The 21838-nt window shown below is 65.7% G+C and carries 14 protein-coding genes and 1 pseudogene; all 15 read left to right on the top strand.

Annotated features, from left to right (window positions below):
- A partial coding sequence (locus AC6RA4_RS00370) for a hypothetical protein (protein ID WP_500156277.1) occupies window positions 1-271 on the top strand: 271 nt, incomplete at its 5' end.
- A gap of 144 nt (window positions 272-415) precedes the next feature.
- Complete coding sequence (gene gspD, locus AC6RA4_RS00375; RefSeq protein WP_500156279.1) at window positions 416-2380, top strand: type II secretion system secretin GspD; 1965 nt, start codon at window positions 416-418, stop codon at window positions 2378-2380.
- Entirely contained in the window at window positions 2316-3821 is a 1506-nt protein-coding gene (locus tag AC6RA4_RS00380) for a GspE/PulE family protein (protein ID WP_500156280.1), read from the top strand. Before gspD ends, AC6RA4_RS00380 begins: the two co-directional genes overlap by 65 nt.
- A complete protein-coding gene (locus tag AC6RA4_RS00385) occupies window positions 3818-5014 on the top strand; it encodes a type II secretion system F family protein (protein ID WP_500156282.1) in 1197 nt (398 codons plus the stop codon). Before AC6RA4_RS00380 ends, AC6RA4_RS00385 begins: the two co-directional genes overlap by 4 nt.
- 178 nt (window positions 5015-5192) lie before the next feature.
- A complete protein-coding gene (gene rfbC, locus AC6RA4_RS00390; RefSeq protein ID WP_500156284.1) occupies window positions 5193-5759 on the top strand; it encodes a dTDP-4-dehydrorhamnose 3,5-epimerase in 567 nt (188 codons plus the stop codon).
- Between the two features lie 6 nt (window positions 5760-5765).
- Window positions 5766-6833, top strand: a complete 1068-nt coding sequence (rfbB, locus tag AC6RA4_RS00395; protein WP_500156286.1) for a dTDP-glucose 4,6-dehydratase — start codon at window positions 5766-5768, stop codon at window positions 6831-6833.
- Entirely contained in the window at window positions 6830-7693 is an 864-nt protein-coding gene (gene rfbD, locus AC6RA4_RS00400; protein WP_500156288.1) for a dTDP-4-dehydrorhamnose reductase, read from the top strand. The genes rfbB and rfbD overlap by 4 nt, the downstream gene beginning before the upstream one ends.
- The gene (locus AC6RA4_RS00405; protein ID WP_500156290.1) at window positions 7690-8502 is read left to right on the top strand and encodes a sulfotransferase family 2 domain-containing protein; all 813 of its coding nucleotides are present in this window, start codon (window positions 7690-7692) and stop codon (window positions 8500-8502) included. The genes rfbD and AC6RA4_RS00405 overlap by 4 nt, the downstream gene beginning before the upstream one ends.
- Before the next feature lie 16 nt (window positions 8503-8518).
- Window positions 8519-9394 (top strand): glucose-1-phosphate thymidylyltransferase RfbA, encoded by an 876-nt coding sequence (gene rfbA, locus AC6RA4_RS00410; protein WP_500156292.1) that lies wholly within the window; start codon window positions 8519-8521, stop codon window positions 9392-9394.
- A gap of 68 nt (window positions 9395-9462) precedes the next feature.
- Complete coding sequence (locus tag AC6RA4_RS00415) at window positions 9463-10290, top strand: glycosyltransferase family 2 protein (protein ID WP_500156294.1); 828 nt, start codon at window positions 9463-9465, stop codon at window positions 10288-10290.
- A gap of 60 nt (window positions 10291-10350) precedes the next feature.
- Entirely contained in the window at window positions 10351-15261 is a 4911-nt protein-coding gene (locus tag AC6RA4_RS00420) for a glycosyltransferase (RefSeq protein ID WP_500156296.1), read from the top strand.
- Window positions 15262-15392: 131 nt separating this feature from the next.
- Window positions 15393-19022: a glycosyltransferase gene (locus AC6RA4_RS00425; RefSeq protein WP_500156298.1), complete on the top strand. Its 3630-nt coding sequence runs from the start codon at window positions 15393-15395 to the stop codon at window positions 19020-19022.
- Between the two features lie 109 nt (window positions 19023-19131).
- A complete protein-coding gene (locus AC6RA4_RS00430; protein WP_500156300.1) occupies window positions 19132-19890 on the top strand; it encodes a sulfotransferase in 759 nt (252 codons plus the stop codon).
- A gap of 259 nt (window positions 19891-20149) precedes the next feature.
- Window positions 20150-20929, top strand: coding sequence for a hypothetical protein (locus AC6RA4_RS00435; RefSeq protein WP_500156302.1), 780 nt, complete (start codon window positions 20150-20152; stop codon window positions 20927-20929).
- 62 nt (window positions 20930-20991) lie between these two features.
- Window positions 20992-21827: pseudogene (locus AC6RA4_RS00440) on the top strand (IS5 family transposase).
- The last annotated feature ends 11 nt before the right edge of the window (window positions 21828-21838 follow it).

The raw sequence follows: 21838 nt of genomic DNA on the forward strand, positions 1-21838 counted from the left end.
CCCGGCGCCCGAGCCGGCCCCGGCCCCGGCGGTCGCGCCGCAGCCCCCGGCGGTCCCGATGCCGCCGCTGGACAGCCTCGGCTACCAGCTGCGCGGCGTGGTCCGCAACGGCGAGGCGGTCTGGGCCCTCGTCGCCCACCCCACCGGCGAGCAGCTGGTGCGCCGCGGCGAGGCGCTGGCCGAAGACATCCGGGTCACCCGCATCGACGCCGCCGGCCTGTGGCTGTCGCGCCAGGGCAACCCCGAGGAGCTGCTGGCCTTTCCCGACTGAGCCCGCCCCGCGGCACCGCCCGCCGAAATCGGCGCCTGCGCCGCAGCAAAGAGTGTCTTTTGCGCCCGGATCGGCTAAGGTCTCGGAAAACAAGCTGCCCGGACCCTGCGAACCGGGCGGCGGCAGACAGGCGGATGATACGACATGTCGAGGATCAGGACGGCTCTGGCCATCTTTGCACTGACGGCTTTCTCGGGCCTTGCCGGCCTGCCCTTTGCCCCCCTTGGCCCGGCCCCGGCTGCGGCGCAGGTGCGGCTGGACCTGCGTGACGCGGACCTGCGCAACTTCGTCGAGATCGTCTCGGAGGCCACCGGGCGCAGCTTCGTGCTCGATCCCGGGGTGCGCGGCACCGTCACCGTGATGGCCCCGGGCGAGCTCAGCCCCGGCGCGCTCTACCAGGTCTTTCTCAGCGTGCTCGAGCTCAACCGGCTGACCGTGGTCGACGGCAACGGCGCCGACCGGATCGTGCCGATGAACGTGGCGCGCGAACTCTCCGGCGACACCGTGGCCGGCGCGCCGCAGGGCTTCGAGACCCGGGTCATCCCGGTCGAGAACATCCCGCTGCAGGAGGTGATCGACGTGGTCCGCCCGCTGCTGCCCTCCGAGGCGGTGCTGACCCCGGTGCCGGGATCGGGTCTGCTGATCCTGTCCGACCGCGGCGCCAACCATGCCCGCATCAGCAAGCTGATCCAGCGCCTCGACCAGCCGCGCGACGCGCCGATCGAGATGATCCGGCTGCGCAACGCCAACGCCGCCGAGGTGCTGCAGGTGGTGCAGTCGATGAACATTATCCCCGAGGGTGCCGCGGTCAGCGCCGACCGGCGCTCGAACGCGCTGGTGATCTCGGGCCCCGACAGCCTGCGCGAGCAGATCCGCATCCTCGCCGCCCGGCTCGACACCCAGCAGAACAACACCTCCTCGCACGCGGTGCCGCTGAACTATGCCGATGCCGCCACCCTGGCCGGGGTGGTGCTGCAGGCGATCGACGGCGGCTCCGCCACCGAGGGCACCGGCGGGCCGATCCGCATCGTCCCCGAGGCGCAGACCAACACCTTGCTGATCACCGCCCCGCGCGAGCGGCTCTCGGAGATCGTCGAGATGATCCACTATCTCGACCGCCGCCCCACCCAGGTGCTGGTCGAGGCGGTGATCTTCGAGATGTCGAGCGAGGGCTTCTCGGACCTCTCGACGCAGTTCGGCGCGGTGCTGAACAACGCGCTGGTCGGCGGCGCCCAGTTCTCGCTCGACGGCCGGTCGACCCTGACCAGCGTCATTTCCGCCCTGCGCGACAACACCACCCCCGCCATCGGCAATGGCGGCTCGCTCGGCGGCGTGCACCAGCGCGGCGACAGCGGCATCGTCGCGCTGCTCAGCGCCATCGCCTCGAGCAACTCCACCCGGCTGCTCTCGACCCCGTCGATCCTGACCCTGAACAACCAGGAAGCCGAGATCGTGGTGGCCCAGAACGTGCCCTTCGTCACCGGCTCCTACTCCACCGTCAGCGACAGCAGCGCGGTCGAGAACCCGTTCCAGACCATCGAGCGCCAGGACGTCGGCCTGACGCTGAACGTCACGCCGCAGATCAATGCCGACCGCACGGTGAAGATGGTGATCAAGCAGGAAGTGTCGAACCTGACCAACTCGACCTCCTCCGCCGGCGGCGAGATCACCGCCAAGCGCACCCTGTCGACCACCGCGCTGGTGCGCGATGGCAATGTCATCATGCTCGGCGGCCTGCTCGAGGATGGCGACGGCACCGTCTCGCAGCGGGTGCCGGGGCTGTCGGACATCCCGCTGGTCGGCGGCCTGTTCCGGGGCCGCAACGTCAGCGAAAACCAGCGCGTGCTGCTGGTGCTGATGCGCCCGCAGGTGGTCTCGAACGACACCGAGGCCGAGGCGCTGACCCGCCGGCTGGCCGGCGAGGCGAAAGCCGCCAGCCTCGCCATGCGCCCGCTCGACGACGGCCGCTACCCGCGCCTGCCGACGGGCTCGCTGCCCTTCGACGGGGCCGATCTCAACCAACCCTTCGATGCCGGATTCGTCGATGACATCGCCCAAAGCCGCAACCTCCCGCCCCTTCCCAGCCGGCTCCGTTTCAGCACCGACTAGGCTGCCCTTCGCCTTCGCCCGCGACCAGCAGGTGATCCTCGACGGCGCCCGGCTGATCGCCGCGCCGGGGGCGACGATGCTGGGCCTGCGGGAGGCGCAGCGCCGCGCCGGCCCCAGGGCCGCGCTGCAGGTGGAAGAGACCGACAGCGCCCGGTTCGAGACTGAACTGGCCCGCGTCTACCAGTCGGATACCGGCGAGGAGACCCCCTCGGACCTGCTGTTCGATCTCGGCGACGAGACCGCGTCCGCGCGCCAGCGCGACCTGCTCGAGGATCCCGGCGAGGCGCCGGTGATCCGGCTGGTCAACCGGCTGCTGCGCCAGGCGGTGCAGGCCGAGGCCTCGGACCTGCACGTGGAGCCGCACGAGGGCGGGCTGCGCGCCCGGATGCGGGTCGACGGCTTCCTGCAGACGGTGATGGACCGCTCCGACGTGCCGGTGCGGCGCATCGTGTCGCGGCTCAAGGTGATGGCCGGGCTCGACATCGCCGAGACCCGCCTGCCGCAGGACGGGCGCATCGCGCTCGCGCTCGGCGGCCGGACCATCGACTGCCGCGTCTCCTCGCTGCCGGGCCATTACGGCGAACGCATCGTGCTGCGCATCCTCGACCGCTCCGCCGGGCTGATGCCGCTGGCCGAGCTCGGGCTGTCGCAGCCGCAGCAGGCGCTGCTGCAGAAGCTCTCGGCGCTGCCCAACGGCATCATCCTCGCCACCGGCCCCACCGGCGCCGGCAAGACCACGACGCTCTATTCCCTGCTCCAGCTGGCCAACCAGGACGCGCGCAACATCGTCACGGTGGAGGACCCGATCGAATACGACCTGCCGGGGATCTCGCAGAGCCAGATCAACGCCGAGATCGGCATGACCTTCGCCGCCGGGCTGCGCGCCACCCTGCGCCAGGACCCGGACGTGATCCTGGTGGGCGAGATCCGCGACGGCGAGACCGCCGCCACCGCGACCCAGGCGGCGCTGACCGGGCACCTTGTGTTCTCGTCGCTGCACGCCAACAGCTCGCTGGGCGCGGTGGTGCGGCTGCGCGATCTCGGGGTCGAGAACTTCCTGATCGCCGCCACCCTGCGCGGGGTGATCGCGCAGCGGCTGCTGCGGCGGCTCTGCACCGCCTGCCGGGAGCCGCACGCGCCCGACAGCGCCGAGGCGGCGCATTTCCTGCGCCACGACGTGCCGGTACCCGAACGGCTCTACGACGCCCCCGGCTGCGACGCCTGCGCCGGCACCGGCCATGCCGGGCGCATCGGCATCTTCGAGATGATCGAGGTCGGCGCCGCCCTGCGCGAGGCCATCGACCGCGGCGCCAGCGAGGCGGAGATGACGGCGCTGGCGCTCGGGGCGACCGAGACCCTGTTCGGGCAGGGCCTGCTCGCCGCGGCCTCCGGCCGGACCAGCCTCGCCGAGACCCTGCGCGTGGTCGGGGACGTGGCGTGAAGGCCTACAGCTACACCGCCTATGCCGGAAACGGCCGTAAGCGCAGCGGCACGGTGGTCGCCGAGACCGAGGCCGACGCCGCCGCCCAGCTGACCGAGAAGGGGCTGTTCGTCGCCGAGCTGACCCTGCGCGGCCGGCATCTGTCGCGCCGCCGCGCCCGGCTCAACGCCGACCTGCAGGCGGTGTTCACCCGGCAGATGGCGGTGCTGCTGGCCGCGGGTCTGCCGGCCGAGGCGGCGCTCGAGGCGGTGCGCGCGGGCGGCCACGCGGCGCTCGACGCGGTGGCGGCGCAGGGCCGCGCCGCGCTGATGGAGGGCGCGCCGCTGTCGGAGGCGCTGGAGGGCACCGGGGCGGGCTTTCCGCCCTATTACATCGCGGCGCTGCGCGCCGGCGAGACCGCCGGCGATCCCGGCGCGGTCTTTGCCGAGCTGGCGGACCATCTCGAGCAGCTCGGCAGCGACCGGGCGCAGATCGCCACGGCGCTGATCTACCCCGCCTTCGTCGCCGCGGTGTCGCTGCTGGTCTGCGGCATTCTCATGGTCTCGGTGGCCCCCGAGATCGTCGCCATGTTCGACATGGCGGGCCGGCCGCTGCCGGCGCTCACCCGCCGGGTTCTGGCGGTGAGCGACTTCATCCGCGCGCAGGCCGTCTGGCTGTCCCTGCTGCTGGCGGCCCTGGCGCTGCTCGGCCTTGCCTCGGGACGGGTGGCGGGGCTGCGCCGCATCCGCGACCGGCTGTGCCTGCGCCTGCCGCTGATCGGGCGGCTGATGCGGCTCTCGGCGGCGGTGCAGTACATGCGCACGCTGGCGCTGCTGCTGGCCAGCCGCCACCCGGTGCCGGGCGCGGTCGAGGGCGCCTCGGCGGTGCTCGGCGTCGAGAGCTTCGCCACCGAGGGCCGGGCGGTGGCCGAGGCGGTGCGCCAGGGCGAGCCTCTGTCGCGGGCGCTGGACCGGCTCTCGATCATCCCGCCGGTCGCCCGCCAGCTGATCGCCGCCGGGGAAAGCTCGGCCCGGCTGGCCCGGATGACCGAGCGCGCCGCGATGCTGGTCGAGACCGGCCTGTCGACCGAGCGCAAGCGCATCGCGGCGCTGCTCGAGCCGCTGCTGATGATGCTGGTCGGCGGTTTCGTGCTGGTCGTGGTGCTGTCGGTGCTGCTGCCGATCTTCGATCTGCAGGCGGTGGTGGCGGGGTAGTCGAGACGCCGCGCAAAGCCCCTGCCGCTGCGGGTTCCTGACGGCGGCCCGTTTTCGCGCCGCGTGGCAAAGGATCGCCGCAGGAGCCAATCGTTTGCGCAGTTCGCTCTTTTTTTGCCCGGTTATCCTCTGTAGACAAAGCGTGAGCAAACGGCGCAGACGACAAAAAGTTCATATTATGCTGGAAATTGAAAAGACCGCCCTGCCAGGCGTTTTGATCCTGACCCCCCGGCGCTTCGGCGACAATCGCGGTTTCTTCTGTGAAAGCTGGAACAAGGCGCGCATGGCCGAGCACGGGCTCGACTATGATTTCGTGCAGGACAACCACTCGCTCAGCGCCACCAAGGGCACTGTGCGCGGCCTGCACTTCCAGAGCCCGCCGCATGCCCAGGACAAGCTGGTGCGCTGCGGCAAGGGCCGGCTCTTCGACGTCGCCGTCGACATCCGCAAGGGCAGCCCGACCTACGGCAAATGGGTCGGCGAGGAGCTGAGCTTCGAGAACGGCAAGCAGCTTCTGGTGCCCGCGGGCTTCCTGCACGGCTTCGCCACGCTCGAGCCCGACACCGAGATCATCTACAAATGCACCGATTACTACGCCCCCGACTGCGACGGCGCGGTGCGCTTCGACGACCCCGATATCGGCATCGACTGGGGCATCGACAATTCCGAGGCGGTGCTTTCGGAGAAGGACGCCGTGGCGCCCTTCCTGAAGGATTTCGACAGCCCGTTCACCTATCAAGGATAAGAGCAGATGAAACTTCTGGTAACCGGCGGCGCGGGCTTCATCGGGTCGGCCGTGGTGCGGCTCGCCGTTTCGCGCGGCCATGAGGTCGTCAATCTGGATGCGCTGACCTATGCCGCCTGCCTCGACAACGTGGCGACGGTGTCCGAGAGCCCGCTCTACGCCTTCGAGCAGGCCGATATCCGCGACCGCGCGGCGCTCGACCGGATCTTTGCCGCCCACAAACCCGACGCGGTGATGCATCTCGCCGCCGAGAGCCATGTCGACCGCTCGATCGACGGGCCCGGCGATTTCATCGAGACCAACATCACCGGCACCTACAACATGCTCGAAGCCGCCCGCGCCTACTGGGTCGCGCAGGGCAAGCCCGAGGCTTTCCGCTTCCACCACATCTCGACCGACGAGGTGTTCGGCTCGCTGCCCGCCGACCCGGAGGTGCAGTTCACCGAGGACACGCCCTACGACCCGCGCAGTCCCTATTCCGCCTCGAAAGCCAGCTCCGACCACCTGGTGCGCGCCTGGCACGAGACCTACGGCCTGCCGGTGGTGCTGACCAACTGCTCCAACAATTACGGCCCCTACCACTTCCCCGAAAAGCTCATCCCGGTGGTGATCCTGAACGCGCTCGCCGGCAAGCCGCTGCCGATCTACGGCAAGGGCGACAACATCCGCGACTGGCTCTATGTCGAGGATCACGCCGACGCGCTGCTTCTGGTGGTCGAGAAGGGCGAGCTGGGCCGCAGCTACAATATCGGCGGCGAGAACGAGCGCACCAATCTCGAGCTGGTCAAGACGCTCTGCACCATCCTCGACGCCAAGCGCCCGAAAGAGGCCGGCTCCTATGCCGACCAGATCACCTTCGTGACCGACCGCCCGGGCCACGATGCGCGCTACGCCATCGACCCCTCGCGCATCCGCGACGAGCTCGGCTGGCGGCCCTCGGTCACGGTGGAAGAGGGTCTGGAAAAGACCGTGCAATGGTATCTCGACAACGAGGCCTGGTGGCGCCCGCTGCAGGAGCGCCAGGGCGTCGGCGTACGGCTCGGCACCGGCACGACCGGGAAGGTCTCGGCATGAAGGTTCTCGTCTTCGGAAGCACCGGCCAGCTCGGGCTCGAACTGGCGCGCCGCGCCGGCGACGTGACGCTCGAGATCCACGGCCGCGACAGCGCCGATTTCACCGACCCCGCCGCCTGCGCCGCGCTGGTCGCGGCCTCCGGGGCCGACGCGGTGATCAACGCGGTGGCCTACACCGCGGTCGACAAGGCCGAAGAGGAAGAGGCGCTGGCCACCACGATCAACGGCGAGACCCCGGGCGCCATCGCCCGGGCCTGCGCCGAGGCGGGCCTCCCCTTCGTGCATGTCTCGACCGATTACGTCTTCGACGGCGCCGGCGACGCGCCCTTCGCCCCCGACCACCCCACCGCCCCGCTCGGCGCCTACGGGCGCAGCAAGCTCGCGGGCGAGGAGGCGGTGCGCGCCGCCGGCGGCGCCCATGCCATCCTGCGCACCTCCTGGGTGGTCTCGTCGCATGGCAAGAACTTCGTCAAGACCATGCTGCGGCTCGGGGCCGATCGCGACCGGCTGACCATCGTCGCCGACCAGGTGGGCGGGCCGACCTGCGCCGCCGACATCGCCGATGCCTGCCTCGCCATCGCCGCCGCGCTGCGCGAGGATCCGTCGAAATCGGGCACCTACCATTTCTCCGGCGGGCCGGATGTGAGCTGGGCCGATTTCGCCCGCGAGATCTTTGCCCAGGCCGGGATCACCTGCGAGGTGGCCGACATCCCCTCGAGCGACTACCCGACCCCGGCGCAGCGCCCGCTGAACTCGCGCATGGACAACAGCGCCACCGAAGCGACCTTCGGCATCGCGCGCCCCGACTGGCGCGACGGGCTGCGCGCGCTGCTCGCCGATCTGGAGCAGTCCGGACAATGACCGGACTGCTGCGATATGCCCGCAGCGAGGATGTCGCCCTGTCGCAGAACAAGGCACATGGCTTCGCGGCGCATAACGCACTGGTGCACTACCCCTCTGGCGCGGTCTACAGCTTCATCCCGAAGAACGCCTGTTCGACCCTGCGCTACTCGATGGCGCGCGCCAACAACTGCATCGCCGGCCCCGAGGACTGGACCTGGATCCACCTCAACAACGGCACCTTCTCGGCCACCCTGCCCGAGCTGGTGCGGGCGCCGTTCAGCTTCACCGTGCTGCGCTGCCCGCATGCGCGGCTGGCCAGCGTGTTTCTCGACAAGATCGTCGACAAGACGCCCGAGCTCTGGCAGCTCTACCGGCTGACCCGCGACGGCTTCGATCCCGACGGGCTGAGCTTCCGCGCCTTCGTCGCGCTGCTCGAGGGCGAGGACCTGCTGAAGGTCAACATCCACTGGCGCCCGCAGCAGGACTTCCTGGTCTACGAGCGCTATTCCCGCGTCTTCGCGCTGGAAGCCTTCCGCGAGGTGGCCCCGGTGCTGCGCGACGAAATCGGCTTCGAGGTGCAGGACGCCCGCAGCCTGACCGGGCACGGCACCGACCGGGTCGCGTTGATCGGCGAGGGATGCTTTGCCGACATGCCGGTCTCGGAGCTGGCGGCGCTGAAGCGCGACGGGCGCCTGCCCGCCCACGCGCAGCTTTACGACGCGCCGCTGAGCGCCCGGGTAGCCGGGCTCTATGCCGGCGACATGACCCTTTACGCCACGCATCTCGACGCAAAGATGCTGACCTTCCCGGAATTTCTTGAGACGTAAGACAAGGCACAGTTCGATGACGAAACGCAAAGGCATCATCCTCGCAGGCGGCTCCGGCACCCGGCTCTACCCGATCACCATCGGCGTCTCGAAGCAGCTTCTGCCGGTCTATGACAAACCGATGATCTACTACCCGCTGTCGGTGCTGATGCTCGCCGGCATCCGCGAGATCTGCCTGATCACCACGCCGCAGGACCAGGAGCAGTTCAAGCGCACGCTGGGCGACGGCAGCCAGTGGGGCATCGAGCTGACTTACGTGGTGCAGCCGAGCCCGGACGGGCTGGCCCAGGCCTTCATCCTCGCCGAGGACTTCCTCGCCGGCGCGCCCTCGGCGCTGGTTCTGGGCGACAACATCTTCTACGGCCACGGCCTGCCCGACATGATGGCCCAGGCCGATGCCCGCGAGAGCGGCGGCACCGTCTTCGGCTACCGCGTCGCCGATCCCGAGCGCTACGGCGTGGTGGATTTCGACGCCGACGGCCGCGCCACCTCGATCATCGAGAAGCCCGAGGTGCCGCCGTCGAACTACGCGGTCACCGGTCTCTACTTCCTCGACGGCAGCGCGCCGGAGCGGGCCAAGCAGGTCGCGCCTTCGCCGCGCGGCGAGCTCGAGATCACCACGCTGCTCGAGATGTACCTGCACGAAGGCCAGCTCGACGTGAAGCGCATGGGCCGCGGCTACGCCTGGCTCGACACCGGCACCCACGGCTCGCTGCTCGATGCCGGCAACTTCGTGCGCACGCTGGAAAAGCGCCAGGGCCAGCAGGCGGGCTGCCCCGAGGAGATCGCCTTCGACCAGGGCTGGATCGACCGCGAGCAGCTGGCGGCACGGGCTGACAAGTTCCGCAAGAACGATTACGGGCGGTATCTCATGGGGCTGCTGCGGGGCTGATCCCAGCCCTGCCTGACCGCCCCCCTCAGTTACGTCGAAGATAGAAATACCATCGGGAGAAAGACGTTTTGAAAGTCGCCTGTTTGATGATGCAGAAGAATGAAGCTCAGCTTCTTGCACCTTGGATCCAGTATTACAGTCGACTTTTTGGCGCTGAAAACCTGTACATTTACGACAACGGCTCGACGATGCCCGACGTCCTGCACATTCTCGATCAGGCCGAAGAAGCCGGGGTAAATGTAAACCGCGCGCATTCGGAAAAATCCGATTTCGAAAACAAGGGCGGGATCATTGCGCGTCGGATAAAAGAACTCGACGAAAAAGACGACTATGATTTCTTTTTCCCGCTCGATTGCGACGAGTTCATCGGCGTCGAACGCGAGGGCGAGAGCCCCTCTTTCCGGAAAGCCGACATCCTCGAAGAGCTCGCGCAGTACAAGGATGCAAAGCGCGTGCTGTTCATCGGGAAAGGCTATGACAACCATCCGGCCATGACTGGGATGTTCCGCCCCACCACCGAAGTCCGCAAGACCTTCTTTGCCAGGCAGACCTGCGAAAGCCTGGATATCGGGTTTCACGACGGCAAGTCGAAGCACGGAGGCGGCAAGCGCGCGACGAATTTCGTATACGCGCATTACCACTGGAAGCCCTTCGAATACGCCCAGCGGCACACGCGGGAAAAGCTCGGCGGGCGGGTTCCCAATTTCGACCGGGACACGCTTATCGCGCACAGGGACAAGAGAGGCGCTGGCCATCACCTTGTGAAGGTGCTTCTCCATCCGGATGCCGCATCGTACTACGCGGCGTTCAAGCCTGAAAAATACCTGCGCCTCTCATCCTTCACCGACGCAATGGGAGAATATGGCATTCCCATCCCATATTCCGAGACCTCCTGATTTATTATTGCCTCCTCTCCCGAACCCCTTATTCCAAGTCGCCGCCCGACAGGTTAAAATATGCTTCAAATTAAAAACAAGATCTACCGCCGCGGCAGCGGGTATACGCTCAATATCGATTCCCTGAGCTCGACCCGCATCGTTGGCTGGGCGAAACGCAATGACAGCGATCAGCCGCTGGTCTGCACCTTTCACATCGACGGCAAGGAGGTCGCCACTGCGGTGCCCTGTGACCTGCATCGGGACGATCTCGCCGCGGAAGGGATCGGACAGGGCAATTACGGTTTCGACATCCCGCTTCCGTCGCCGCTCTCCGCGCAGAAAGAGCACGTCGTCACCCTCGTCGACGCCTCCAGCGGCAAGCCCGTCGGAAAGCAGCGCCTGCGCAGCAAATCCTATCGCGGCAATATCGACGCGATCCATGGCGAAACCCTGCATGGCTGGTGCACCAAGGATGGCGAACCGGCACCGGCGCGGATCGACCTCTGCGCCGGCGAGACGGTGCTGGCCGGAGAGGTGCTCGCCGACCAGCCGCGTCCGGACGTCCAGGCGGCGTTCGGGGGCCGCGCGGAATGCGGCTATGCGATCCCGCTTCCGCTGGCGGAGCTGAGCCAAGACGCCGTTCTGATCGTGCGCGACAGCCGGTCCGGAGAGGCGATCTCCAGGGCGCCGCTGGCGCAGCTGCTCGCACATCGGGTGCTCGAAGCCGCTCCGATCCCGGCCCCGGCCCCGGAAACGCCGGTGGCGACGCAGCTCGATCCGGCCGGAATGGCACCGCAGGATGCCGGCGCGACGGCGCTCTTCACCCATCATGCGGACGGGGTCGAGCTGCACGGCTTCGCGGTGCCGCGGGAGCGCCGGGTCGTGGTCTACGCGGTCAGCCCCACGCCCCGACCCGCCGAGCAGCTGCCGGCGCTCCGTGTCATGGTCGGCCCGCGGGAATACACCCTCTCCTTCCCGGCCCTGGACGAGCCCGCGTCCCTGCACCGGGCGGAGCTGCCCTGCCTGTTCGGCGCCGGGACGGCGCAGGTCGGGTTCGAGTGCGGGACGGTCCGGCTGCACACCTGCGAGCTGCCCCTCGACAGCCCGGTTCTCGGCAATGTCGAGGGCTGCGACCAGGGCGTGGTGAGAGGCTGGGCGGTGGATTTCCGCACCCCCGGCAGCCCGGCGCAGCTGTGCGTCGGGTTCAACGGCGTCCCCTACGATCAGCGACCGGCCAACATCCCCCGGCCTGACATCCAGAACCTGTTTCCCAGCTTTCCACAGGCGGGCTTCCGCTGCGGCTACGATCCCGCCACGCTGCCGCATGATCCGCTCATGCCCTATGTCGAGCACCTCGACGGCGGGGTGCGCCTGAAGAACCGCTCCGAGCCGCTGGCCAATTCGCTGACCGCGTCTTCCGGAACGCCGCAAAGGCTGTTCACGACCGCCCCCGTCACGGTCATCGTGCCGGTCTACAACGCGGTCGAGGATGTCGAGGCCTGCATCGACAGCCTGCTGCGCCACACCGCCTTTGCCGAGGACGGGCACCATCTCCTGCTGGCCAATGACGCCAGCCCCGACGCGCGCATCCGCCCGCTTCTGGACCGGGCCGCCGCGCATCCCGGCGTCACGGTGCTGCACCAGCCGGAAAACCTCGGCTACACGCGCAACATCAACGCCGCCATGCGCCAGGCCGCCGGGCGCGACACCGTGCTGCTGAACAGCGACACGCGCGTCACCCCGCAATGGCTGAGCCTGCTGCAGCGCGCCGCCCTGCAGCGCCCGTCGATCGGCACGGTCACCGCGGTCTCGGACAATGCCGGCGCGTTTTCGGTGCCCGAGCGCAACGCCGCCAACCCGACGCCGCCCTGGCTCTCGGAAGACGAGTACGCCCGCGCCATCACCCATAGCAGCACGATGCAGCATCTCCGCCTGCCGACCGGATCGGGCTTCTGCATGTACGTCTCGGACCGCATGGTCCGCGATATCGGTCTCTTCGACGAAGAGACCTTCCCGCGCGGCTATGGCGAGGAGAACGATTTCTGCATGCGCGGCCTGCAGGCCGGCTGGGAGCACGTGCTCGCGGAGAACGTGCTGATCTATCACGAGCGGTCGAAAAGCTTCCTCGGCGACAAGACCGCGCTGATGGACACCGCGAACGAACTGATCCCGCAGATGTATCCCGAATACGGCAAGGCGGTCGGTCTTGCCTTCGCCGCCAGTCCCGCGATGAAGGCGATGCGTCACCGCATCGCCCGGACCCGGCTGCGCGACCAGGGGATCGCGCGCCCCAGGGTCGCCTATGTGATCGGCGTGGAAAGCGGCGGCACGCCGCAGACCAACATGGATCTGATGTCCTCGGTCCAGGACGATTACGAGCCGTTCCTGCTGCTGTGCTCGACCGCCACGCTGCGGCTGTTCCGGATCACCGGCCGGACCCGCGAGGAGGTGGAAACCATCGCCCTCAGCCCCGCGGTCGAGCCGATCTCGCACGATTCCCCGGCCTATCGGGATGCGGTCGCCGACCTGCTGCAGCGCTACGCCTTCGAGCTGGTCCATATCCGCCATATCGGCCGCCACGGGCTGAGCCTGATCTCGACCGCGAAAACCCTCGAGATCCCGGTCCTGTTCTCGCTCCACGATTTCTACACGGTGTGTCCGAACGTGAAGCTGCTCGACGCGGAGAACCGCTATTGCGGCGGCCGCTGCACCGAAGGCGGCGCCGATTGCAATGTCGAGCTCTGGCGGCCCGAAACCGCGCCGACGCTGAAGCATGCCTGGATCAAGAGCTGGCAGACCCGGTTCCGGAAGGTGCTCGGGGAGTGCGACGGTCTCATCACCACCTCGCCGACCGCCCGCGACCTGATCCGCGGGCATTACGGGCTGGAGGACGTTCCCTTCGAGGTCATCCCGCATGCGCGGGATTTCCCGATCATGGACCGCCTCGGCCGGCCTCCGCGCGACCACGAGCCGCTGCGCATCTTCGTCCCGGGCCATCTGGTTCCGGCAAAGGGGCTCGACCTGATCCGCGAATTGAAGGCCCTGGATACCGAGGACGAGCTGGAATTCCACTTCGCCGGCGTCTCGCGCGAGGATCTCAGCCCCTACGGCATCTCTCACGGGCGCTACGAGCGTGACCAGCTGAACGAACTGATCCGCCGGATCAGCCCGCATCTGGGCGCCGTCTTCTCGATCTGGCCCGAAACCTACAGCCATACGGTGACCGAGATGTGGGCTGCCGGCCTGCCGGTGGTCGCCGGGGCGCTCGGGGCCACCGGCGAGCGGATCGGCCGCCATGGCGGAGGCTGGGCGCTGGAGGACATGTCGGCCGAGGCGGTGATGGCGCATCTGCGCCATCTCGCCCGCTCTCCCGACGAGATCCGCGCCCGCTGCGCCGAGGTCGACAGCTGGCAGGACGGCTACGGGCGTCACTACAGCCTCGGCATCATGGCCGAGCGCTACAAGCACATCTATCGCCGCACCCTGGCGGGCCGGGCCTCTGCCGCGACCCCCGCCGAGGTCATGGTGATCCGCCGCGGCCCCCGCCAGGCGGGCGCCAGCGCCGGCACCGATCATCTCGCCTCGCTGCTGGAACCGATCCTCGGGCCCCTGCACGCCTCGGTCTGGCCGGATTCGACCCTGCATGTGCTCGAGCATGTCACGCCGCCCGAGGCGCTCGTGATCCGCTACCACGGCCCGTCGCACCCGCGCGAAAGGATCGATGACGCGCCAGAGGCGCTGAAGGGCCTGCGGCTGTTCCTCGAGATCGCCCCCGATTGCCCGCCCTCCGCATGGCAGGCGGAAACCCGCGATCCGGAACTTCACTGGCTGCTGCAGCGCGCCGAGCAGGTGATCGCTCCGGCCGGTCTTTCGGGCGCGGCGCATGCCGCGCTGGACATCTCTCCGGCCTTCGCCGACGCGGCCGCGCTGGAGGCGCATCTGGAGCGGCAAAAGGCGCGCGAAGCCGCCGCGCCGCCACCGCTGCCAAGGCCCGCCCTGACCCCGGACGATGCCCACGCCCGGCGCCTCGATGCGGAAATGATGCCCGGCAGCTCCGCCTTCGTGGCGCGCCACAACGCGCCCCTCGTGGCCGCCCAGTTCACCCTGATCGACTGGCGGGCGATGCTGACCCGTCAGCGCGTGCCGGGCCGGGTCTCGATCGTCGTGCCGATCTACAACAAGGTCGCGATCACCGAGCAGCTGGTGCGCTCCGTCCTCGGCATCACCAACGACACCGTCGATTACGAGATCATCCTGCTCGACAACGGCTCGCAGAACGAGGTGCGCCGGCAGCTCCAGCCGCTCGAGCGGCTGGACCCGCGGATCCGGCTGGTGCGCACCGATATGCCGCTGATGTTCTCGGTGGGATGCAACTACGGGGCGTCCTTCGCCACCGGCGAGTTCATCCTGTTCCTGAACAACGACATGATCGTGCACAGCCCCAACTGGCTCGACCTGCTGACCGCGCCCCTGCACGAGGATCCGGGCATCGGGATCGTCGGGTCGCGGCTGCTCTACGAGGACATGACCGTTCAGCACGCCGGCATCGCCTTCAACGCGCTGAGCCGCTTCCCCTATCACATCTACAAGGGCCAGCCGGGCGGCGCGGCGCATGTCATGCGGGACCGCCGGATGACCGCGGTGACCGGAGCCTGCATGATGATGCGGGCCAGCGACTGGGCCAAGCTCCGCGGTTTCAGCCCGATCTATGTCAACGGATCGGAAGACATCGACATCTGCCTCCGCATGAGCCGGGTGCTCGGGCTGAAGATCCACTACGCGTTCGGCCCCCAGATCCTCCACCTCGAAGGCAAGTCGCCGGGACGGGGGCAGCACAATATCCTCAACCGGCTTGCGTTTCTCGGCCTCTGGAAGGAGGCTGTCAGCGCCGATGACGCCGCGATCTACGCCGAGGATCAAACCGCCATGCCCGCCTTCCGGGCCAATGATCAGACCCTCAATCCCGACTATCGGAGCCTGGAAATATAGAGGCCGGGCGTCGCGTTCGGCCCTCCGCACGAGGAAGACCTGCGCAGACGCCCGCTCAGCCCCGAGACCACAAGATACGGCCCGCGGCCCCGCTGCCAGCACCGTCAATCCGCGAAAGACATCCTGGACCCATGCAAGCCGAAGACAAAACCCTCCCCGACCTGCCCGAGCATCCCTTCGACTATCTTTTCTATGCAACGGTCTACCCGGATCTCATCGCCGCCGGTCTGACGTCGGAAAGCGCCTTGCAGAAACACTACGAGAAATCGGGGCAGCGCGAGAAGCGGGCCGGCAACCTCTATGAGTTTGCCGAGAAATTCGACATCCCGCTGGAGGGTCTCAAGACGGATCTCACCTGGCTGCAGGTGCTGCGCGAGACCGGGCACACCGAGGATTTCGACGGCGACTGCAGCGGTCTGCTCTCGATCCTTCCGGCGTTGGATGACGACCTGTCCAACAGTGAGCGCAGCAAGCTGCGCCGGATCGACGCGATCACGCTGCTGACCTCCTGCGCCTACAAATCCGGGCGGGAAGAGGCCGCGATCGCCCTGTTCAAGACCGGTCTGTCCTTCATCAGGCAGCTCGAAAACAGGGATTACGACCAGACATTGAGGCTCTGCGAAGCCATCGGCTATGTCGATGAGATCTACGAGCAGGAAAGCAAGGATATCGTTCGGGCGGGGATCACCAGCCCGGAAGACCGGCTGGCCCATTTCATCCGCTACGGTCTGAAGGAAAACAGACGCTACAGCGTGTCCTCCTGGCTGAAGTCTCACAAGCTGCCGGTCGATCTGCTGAGCGCGGCGGATCCTCTGCAGGTGGCCATCGCCAGGACCGCCGAGCGGGGCTCTCCCGTCGCCACCATGAGCGGGGCGCTCGAAACGCTTCGCGGGCGGCGCTCGGGCGGCCGTGTCTGGTTTTCCGACAACGCAGCGGTGAACGGCGAAATATACCTGACCGCCGGCAAGGCCGCCCTGCAGAAGAAGCCGGGCGACGAAGAGATGAAGCGCGCCTACAGCCTGTTCCAGACCGCCTGTACCTTCGATCCGGGCAATCCCGAAATCCTGTTCCAGCTCGGGCAGTTCCATGCTCAGCGGGAAGAGCGGCGGGAGGCGATCGGCTTCTTCTCGGGCGCGCTCGACTGCGGCGGCGATGCCGCAAAGATCGTTCCCCATCTTCTATGGATGAATCGGGCCCTGATGGATCTCGATGCGGCCTACGATCTGCTCATGACCTATCTGCCCCAGTTGCGGAGCAAGCAGAACCTGATCGAGCAGCTCGGCGATTTCTGTGAGGAACTCTGGGCCGATGTCGAGAAGCGCACCCTGGGAGGCATCCTCCAGGAACGCCGCGATGACCTGATCGACCAAGCGGTCCGGGCGGTCGAACGGCAGTACCGGATCTGGATGCTCGCCGCGGGCGCCAGCGAGGCGCCGGAAAAGCTCGGACGGATTGCCACCGACAAGGTGCTGATCGTCGGCGACCGCTTCCTGCCGCAATGCGACCGCTACAGGATCACCCAGAAGGTCGAGCAGCTGGAGGCCGCCGGCGCGACGGTGAGCGTCGTCAACTGGACGGACATCCAGAACCAGATGGACGAGCTCGCCTTCCATGACATCGTCATCTTCTACCGCGTTCCTGCCCTGCCCAAGGTCATCAAGGCCATCGCGCAGGTGAACGCGACGGGCCGGCTCGCGATCTACGAGATCGACGACCTGATCTTCGATCCGATCTACCCGCCCTCGATCGACACCTATGGCGGCGCGGTCGGGGTCCCGCAATATATCGGTCTCACACGTGGCATGGCGCTGTTCAATGCCGCGGCCCGGCTCTGCCGCATCGGGATCGCCTCCACCAAGCCGCTCCAGGAGCACCTGGCCAAGCTCGTCTTCGAGAAGCGCTGCATCCTGCATCGCAACGGGCTCGACAGCCTGTTCGGGGCACCGCTGCTGCAAGAGGCGCCAAAGGACACCGAGCAGCTCAACCTCTTCTACGGAAGCGGGACCCTGGCCCATAACAACGATTTCTGCGACCTGGCCCTGCCGGCCATCGCCAACATCATGGCCCGGGACCCGCGGGTGCAACTGGTCATCGCCGGCTATCTGCAGCTGCCCGCGTCGTTCTCCAAGCAGTTCGCGGACCGGATCCTGCGGCTTCCTCCGACCAAGGACATCTCGCTCTACTACGACTACCTCCGGATCGCCGACATCAACCTTGCCACCCTGACGCCCGACGTCATCACGGACTGCAAGAGCGAGCTGAAGTGGTTCGAGGCCGCGTATTTCAACACCCCCTCGGTTCTCTCCGACACCCGGAACTATCTCGATGTGATCCGGGACGGCGAGGACGCCTTCATTGCCCGCACCACCGAAGACTGGGAACGCTGCCTGAGCGCGCTGATCGAAGATCCCGCCCTGCGGCAGAAGATCGGCAAGGCGGCGCATGATCGCATTCTGCGCGAATACAGCGTCGAGAGCCTCGGCGCGCAGCTCCGGACCAGCCTGGAACGCGAGGTCGTGGCGCTGTCCCCCGCGACCGCCCGCAAGCCGCGGATCGCGATGGTGAACGTCTACTATGCGCCGCAATCCATCGGCGGTGCCACACGCGTCTTCGAAGGCAACCTGAAGGCCTACCGGCAAAAGCACGGCGATGCGTTCGATTTCGTCGTGTTCAGCTCCGGCATGAACGAAGGCACCCCGCACCAGGTCGCGGTGGACAGCCAGGACGGCACGCGGGTGTATCGCGCCAACGTCATTTTCCGCGAGAACATGGACTGGCTCCCGCAGGACCCTGACATGGGACAGGTGTTCCGGCGGTTTCTGGAAACCGAAAAGCCCGACCTGGTGCATTTCCACTGCGTCCAGCGCCTGACCGGCAGCATCGTGGAAGCCACCCGCGACATGGGCATCCCCTATATCGTGACCCTGCACGATGCCTGGTGGTTCTCGGACCTGCAGTTCCTCGTGGATGCCGACGGCAAGGTCTACCCCGAGGGGCACCCGGGAAACAGCTGGATCTCGGACGCGCACCCGCCGGAGAACGCCACCGTCGAGCAGTCGCTGTCGCGACGGTTCTACCTGCGCGGGCTGCTCAAGGATGCGGCGCGGAAAGTGACCGTCTCGGAGAGTTTCGCCAAGATCTGCCGCCTCAACGGATTTCCCGAAACCGAGGTCTGCGCGAACGGCGTCGACGCCTCGGTGTCCTGGCAGGAGAAGAACACCTCCCACACCGGCCGCGTCGTCTGCGGGCAGATCGGCAGCATGTCGTCCCACAAGGGCTACACCCTGCTGCGGGACACCGTCATGGCGCTGCAGCCGCGCAACCTGGAATTCCTCATCGTCGACCACTCCAAGAGCCCCGACTGGTCGAAGCGCGCGACCTGGGGGAATGTGCCGGTGACGTTCATCGGCCGCCAGCCGCAGAAGGACATCGCCAAGCTCTACGGCAGGATCGATGTGCTCATGGCGCCGTCGATCTGGCCGGAGAGCTTCGGGCTGGTGACACGCGAGGCGGCGCAATGCGGTTGCTGGGTCGTCGCGTCGAATATCGGCGGCATCGGCGAAGACGTCGATCACGGGGTGAACGGCTTCGTGATTTCTCCCGACGAGACCGCCCTTGGCGGCGTGATCGAGCAGATCGATGCGGATCCCGCAAAGTTCAAGGGGCCGGCCCCCTTCGGCCCGCAGCGGACCGATCAGGAGCAGGCGGACGCGATGATTGCTGTCTATCGGGATGTTCTGGACAACCCGCCTGCGCCTTGACGCGGAGGCGGAGGCGAAGGCGGAAAGTCCATCTGAGCCTAGCCATCTGCCCCAAAACTGATAATCAAGGCTGGCGCAGCAGTCAGACAGCAGCAAAAGAAAGATGCGAATGTTCCCCAAGTTTCTCATTTGTGGCCTTGAGCACACTGGAACCACTCTGATCTCCGATCTCTTCCGGCAGTTGCCTGGTGTCGACTCCGGCTTCGAGTGCGGCGTCCTGCTCCGCTCCAGCCCGCGCGAGTTCGCAACCCTCCAGCCCTTTGCGCAGAACATGCTCAAGGGATGGGGGATCACCGAAGAGCAGTTCGCTCATTGCTGCGACACGGATCTCTTCGAGGAGTTCTATGCCCGCCTGCTTGCCGCCTCGACCTCCCTGGACGATGGCACCACGGCCATCTTCGACAAGACGCCGAGATACCTTTCGGAACTGACTGCCGTCCTCGATCGCTGCGACTGCCCCGCGGTCGTGAGCTACAAGGACCCTCGCGCCATCGTCTGCTCGGATTTCAAACGCGCGAAGACCGATGATTTCGACACGTGGTATGAAAGCTACGCCCCCAAGAAGCTCCGCTACGTCGAGAGCTGCTATAAGGAATTCATCAAGCACGCAGAAAATCCGCGGGTGACGACCGTCGGATTGGAAGAGCTTGCCATGAATTCCCGCGCCACGATGGAACGCATGTTCTCCCATGTCGGCGAAACCTTCGAGCTGGGATACGCGATCATCGACAAGCTGCGCTATGTCAACGTCAAGAACCGCACGGTGTCGGCAGACATCGCCTTCGAGTACGTTGGCAAGCTCTCGCCCGCCGCCCAAGAAAAAACCCTAAAGGATTTCGGGAATTTCGACCTTTGGATCTATCGTTAGGGTCAGGACGGATAACGATGTCAAGCTTTACTGGAAGAACCTGCGCGACCAGTTCGGGCAGGAATACAAGAGCGCGAAGGACTTCAAGAAGGCTTTCGCGCCTGAAATGCGCAATGCTGACGGTCTACCCGACCGCCGACGTGAGCCAGAAGCATGGAGGCGTCATGCTCTTTCCCTCTCCGCCACCGATCCGCAAGGCTCGGGCGGTCGTGCCGCTCTCTCAATCATAAGAATAAATCTTTAGAAAAGGCATACGACGTTGAAGCGCATAAAAATATTTGGCGAACGCAACACCTCAACAAACGCATTAAAGAAATTAATAGAAGAAAACTCTAATAGCCACGTAGCTCCATCAGTTATCAGAGAGGTGGATCCGAAGATTGGGAAAGTTGTTGACTTTTGCGCAAAAGCAAAGGCGCCCGCAGATTTGCGCGAGCTGATTATTGACTACGGATTCTCAAATAAAACAGCAATCAACAGCTGGAAGCATACATGTACCAACTTTGACAGCGTAGACGACCTAAAAGGCGTTCATGTAGTATTTTGCGTACGACATCCAGCATCTTGGATACTCGGTATGTATCGCCGGCCATATCATATTCAAAATATTAAATATGATGACCTGCAATCATTCTTGAAAGCCAAGTGGAAAACAGTAAGCCGTGAAAGGCTGCAAAACGCATCGGTGTCTGCAACCGAAACTTACAACAAAAAGATAAAATCATACTTACAACTCCAAAAGACTCTGGAAGATAGCTCAATATCGTATAGCGTTGTGCGTCACGAAGATTTTGCCATAGACCAATTGGAAGTATTTTCCAAAATAAAAATTCACTTAGAAGATCCAAAAACACGCCCCCAAAAAATTGAGAAGTCAACAAAGAATGATGGTAAGTCATCAGAGTACTACAAGGAATACTACGGGAATAATTTATGGCTAAAGGATATTGACAGCAGGAGCCTGGAAACCATAAACGCCGAGATTGATTGGGATCAGATATCTTCATACGAATATTTTCCAATTCCAACTGGAACCTAAACTCAGGACCCATTGATTTCTGCGGAACAGCATGATTCCGCGCTTGAAACCGAAGGGTGAACATGCCTGATCTTTTCTGGCTGAGCGACGCTCAGATGGCACGTTTAGAACCCTACTTCCCGAAGCCACACAGTAAGCCACGTGTCGGCGATCGGTGTGTCCTGAGTGGAATTATCTTCATAAACCGCGATGGCCTGCGCTGGCGGGATGCGCCGAAAGAGTATGGCCCTCATAAGACGCTTTACAATCGTTGGAAGCGATGGAGCGACAAAGGCATCTTTGCTCACATGATGGCCGGGTTGGCTGCCGAGCACGGCGAGAAGAAAACGGTGATGATTGATGCGACTTACCTGAAGGCACATCGCACCGCGTCCAGCCTGGGCGCGAAAAAGGGGGGCGTTGCCGCTTGATCGGTCGCACCAAGGGCGGCATGAACACCAAGCTGCATGCCATCTGCGACAGATGAGCCATGTCGCGCCATTGGTCCGAGCGACAATGGCGTATGCCGCCCGATCAGTTTCTTCGTCTACGCTGGCCAAGTCAGTGATTACATCGGGGCGCGAGCGTTGCTCAGCAGCCTGCCCGATGTCGACTGGCTGCTTGGGGATCGCGGCTACGACACCGATTGGTTCCGAGAAGCGTTGCAAGACAAAGGGATACGCGCCTGCATCCCGGGCCGGAAACAACGCAAGACAACCGTGAGATACCCCTCTCGGGACATTGCTGCGCAATGCCCTGCCGGGCAAGGGACAAACGCCGCTACAAACGCCGGAACCGTATCGAGATCATGTTCGGCAGGCTCAAGGACTGGCGCCATGTCGCGACCAGATATGACAGATGCCCAAAGGCTTTCTTCTCCGCCATCGCTCTCTCCGCAACTGTCATCTATTGGCTATGAGTCCTGAGCCT

This window comes from Salipiger sp. (genome assembly GCF_059781815.1).

Bases quoted from the DNA above. Each gene is read 5' to 3' on its own strand.
- gspD (WP_500156279.1), top strand. From the start codon at position 416: ATGTCGAGGATCAGGACGGCTCTGGCCATCTTTGCACTGACGGCTTTC.
- AC6RA4_RS00380 (WP_500156280.1), top strand. From the start codon at position 2,316: ATGACATCGCCCAAAGCCGCAACCTCCCGCCCCTTCCCAGCCGGCTCC.
- rfbC (WP_500156284.1), top strand. From the start codon at position 5,193: ATGCTGGAAATTGAAAAGACCGCCCTGCCAGGCGTTTTGATCCTGACC.
- rfbB (WP_500156286.1), top strand. From the start codon at position 5,766: ATGAAACTTCTGGTAACCGGCGGCGCGGGCTTCATCGGGTCGGCCGTG.
- rfbD (WP_500156288.1), top strand. From the start codon at position 6,830: ATGAAGGTTCTCGTCTTCGGAAGCACCGGCCAGCTCGGGCTCGAACTG.
- AC6RA4_RS00405 (WP_500156290.1), top strand. From the start codon at position 7,690: ATGACCGGACTGCTGCGATATGCCCGCAGCGAGGATGTCGCCCTGTCG.
- rfbA (WP_500156292.1), top strand. From the start codon at position 8,519: ATGACGAAACGCAAAGGCATCATCCTCGCAGGCGGCTCCGGCACCCGG.
- AC6RA4_RS00420 (WP_500156296.1), top strand. From the start codon at position 10,351: ATGCTTCAAATTAAAAACAAGATCTACCGCCGCGGCAGCGGGTATACG.
- AC6RA4_RS00425 (WP_500156298.1), top strand. From the start codon at position 15,393: ATGCAAGCCGAAGACAAAACCCTCCCCGACCTGCCCGAGCATCCCTTC.
- AC6RA4_RS00430 (WP_500156300.1), top strand. From the start codon at position 19,132: ATGTTCCCCAAGTTTCTCATTTGTGGCCTTGAGCACACTGGAACCACT.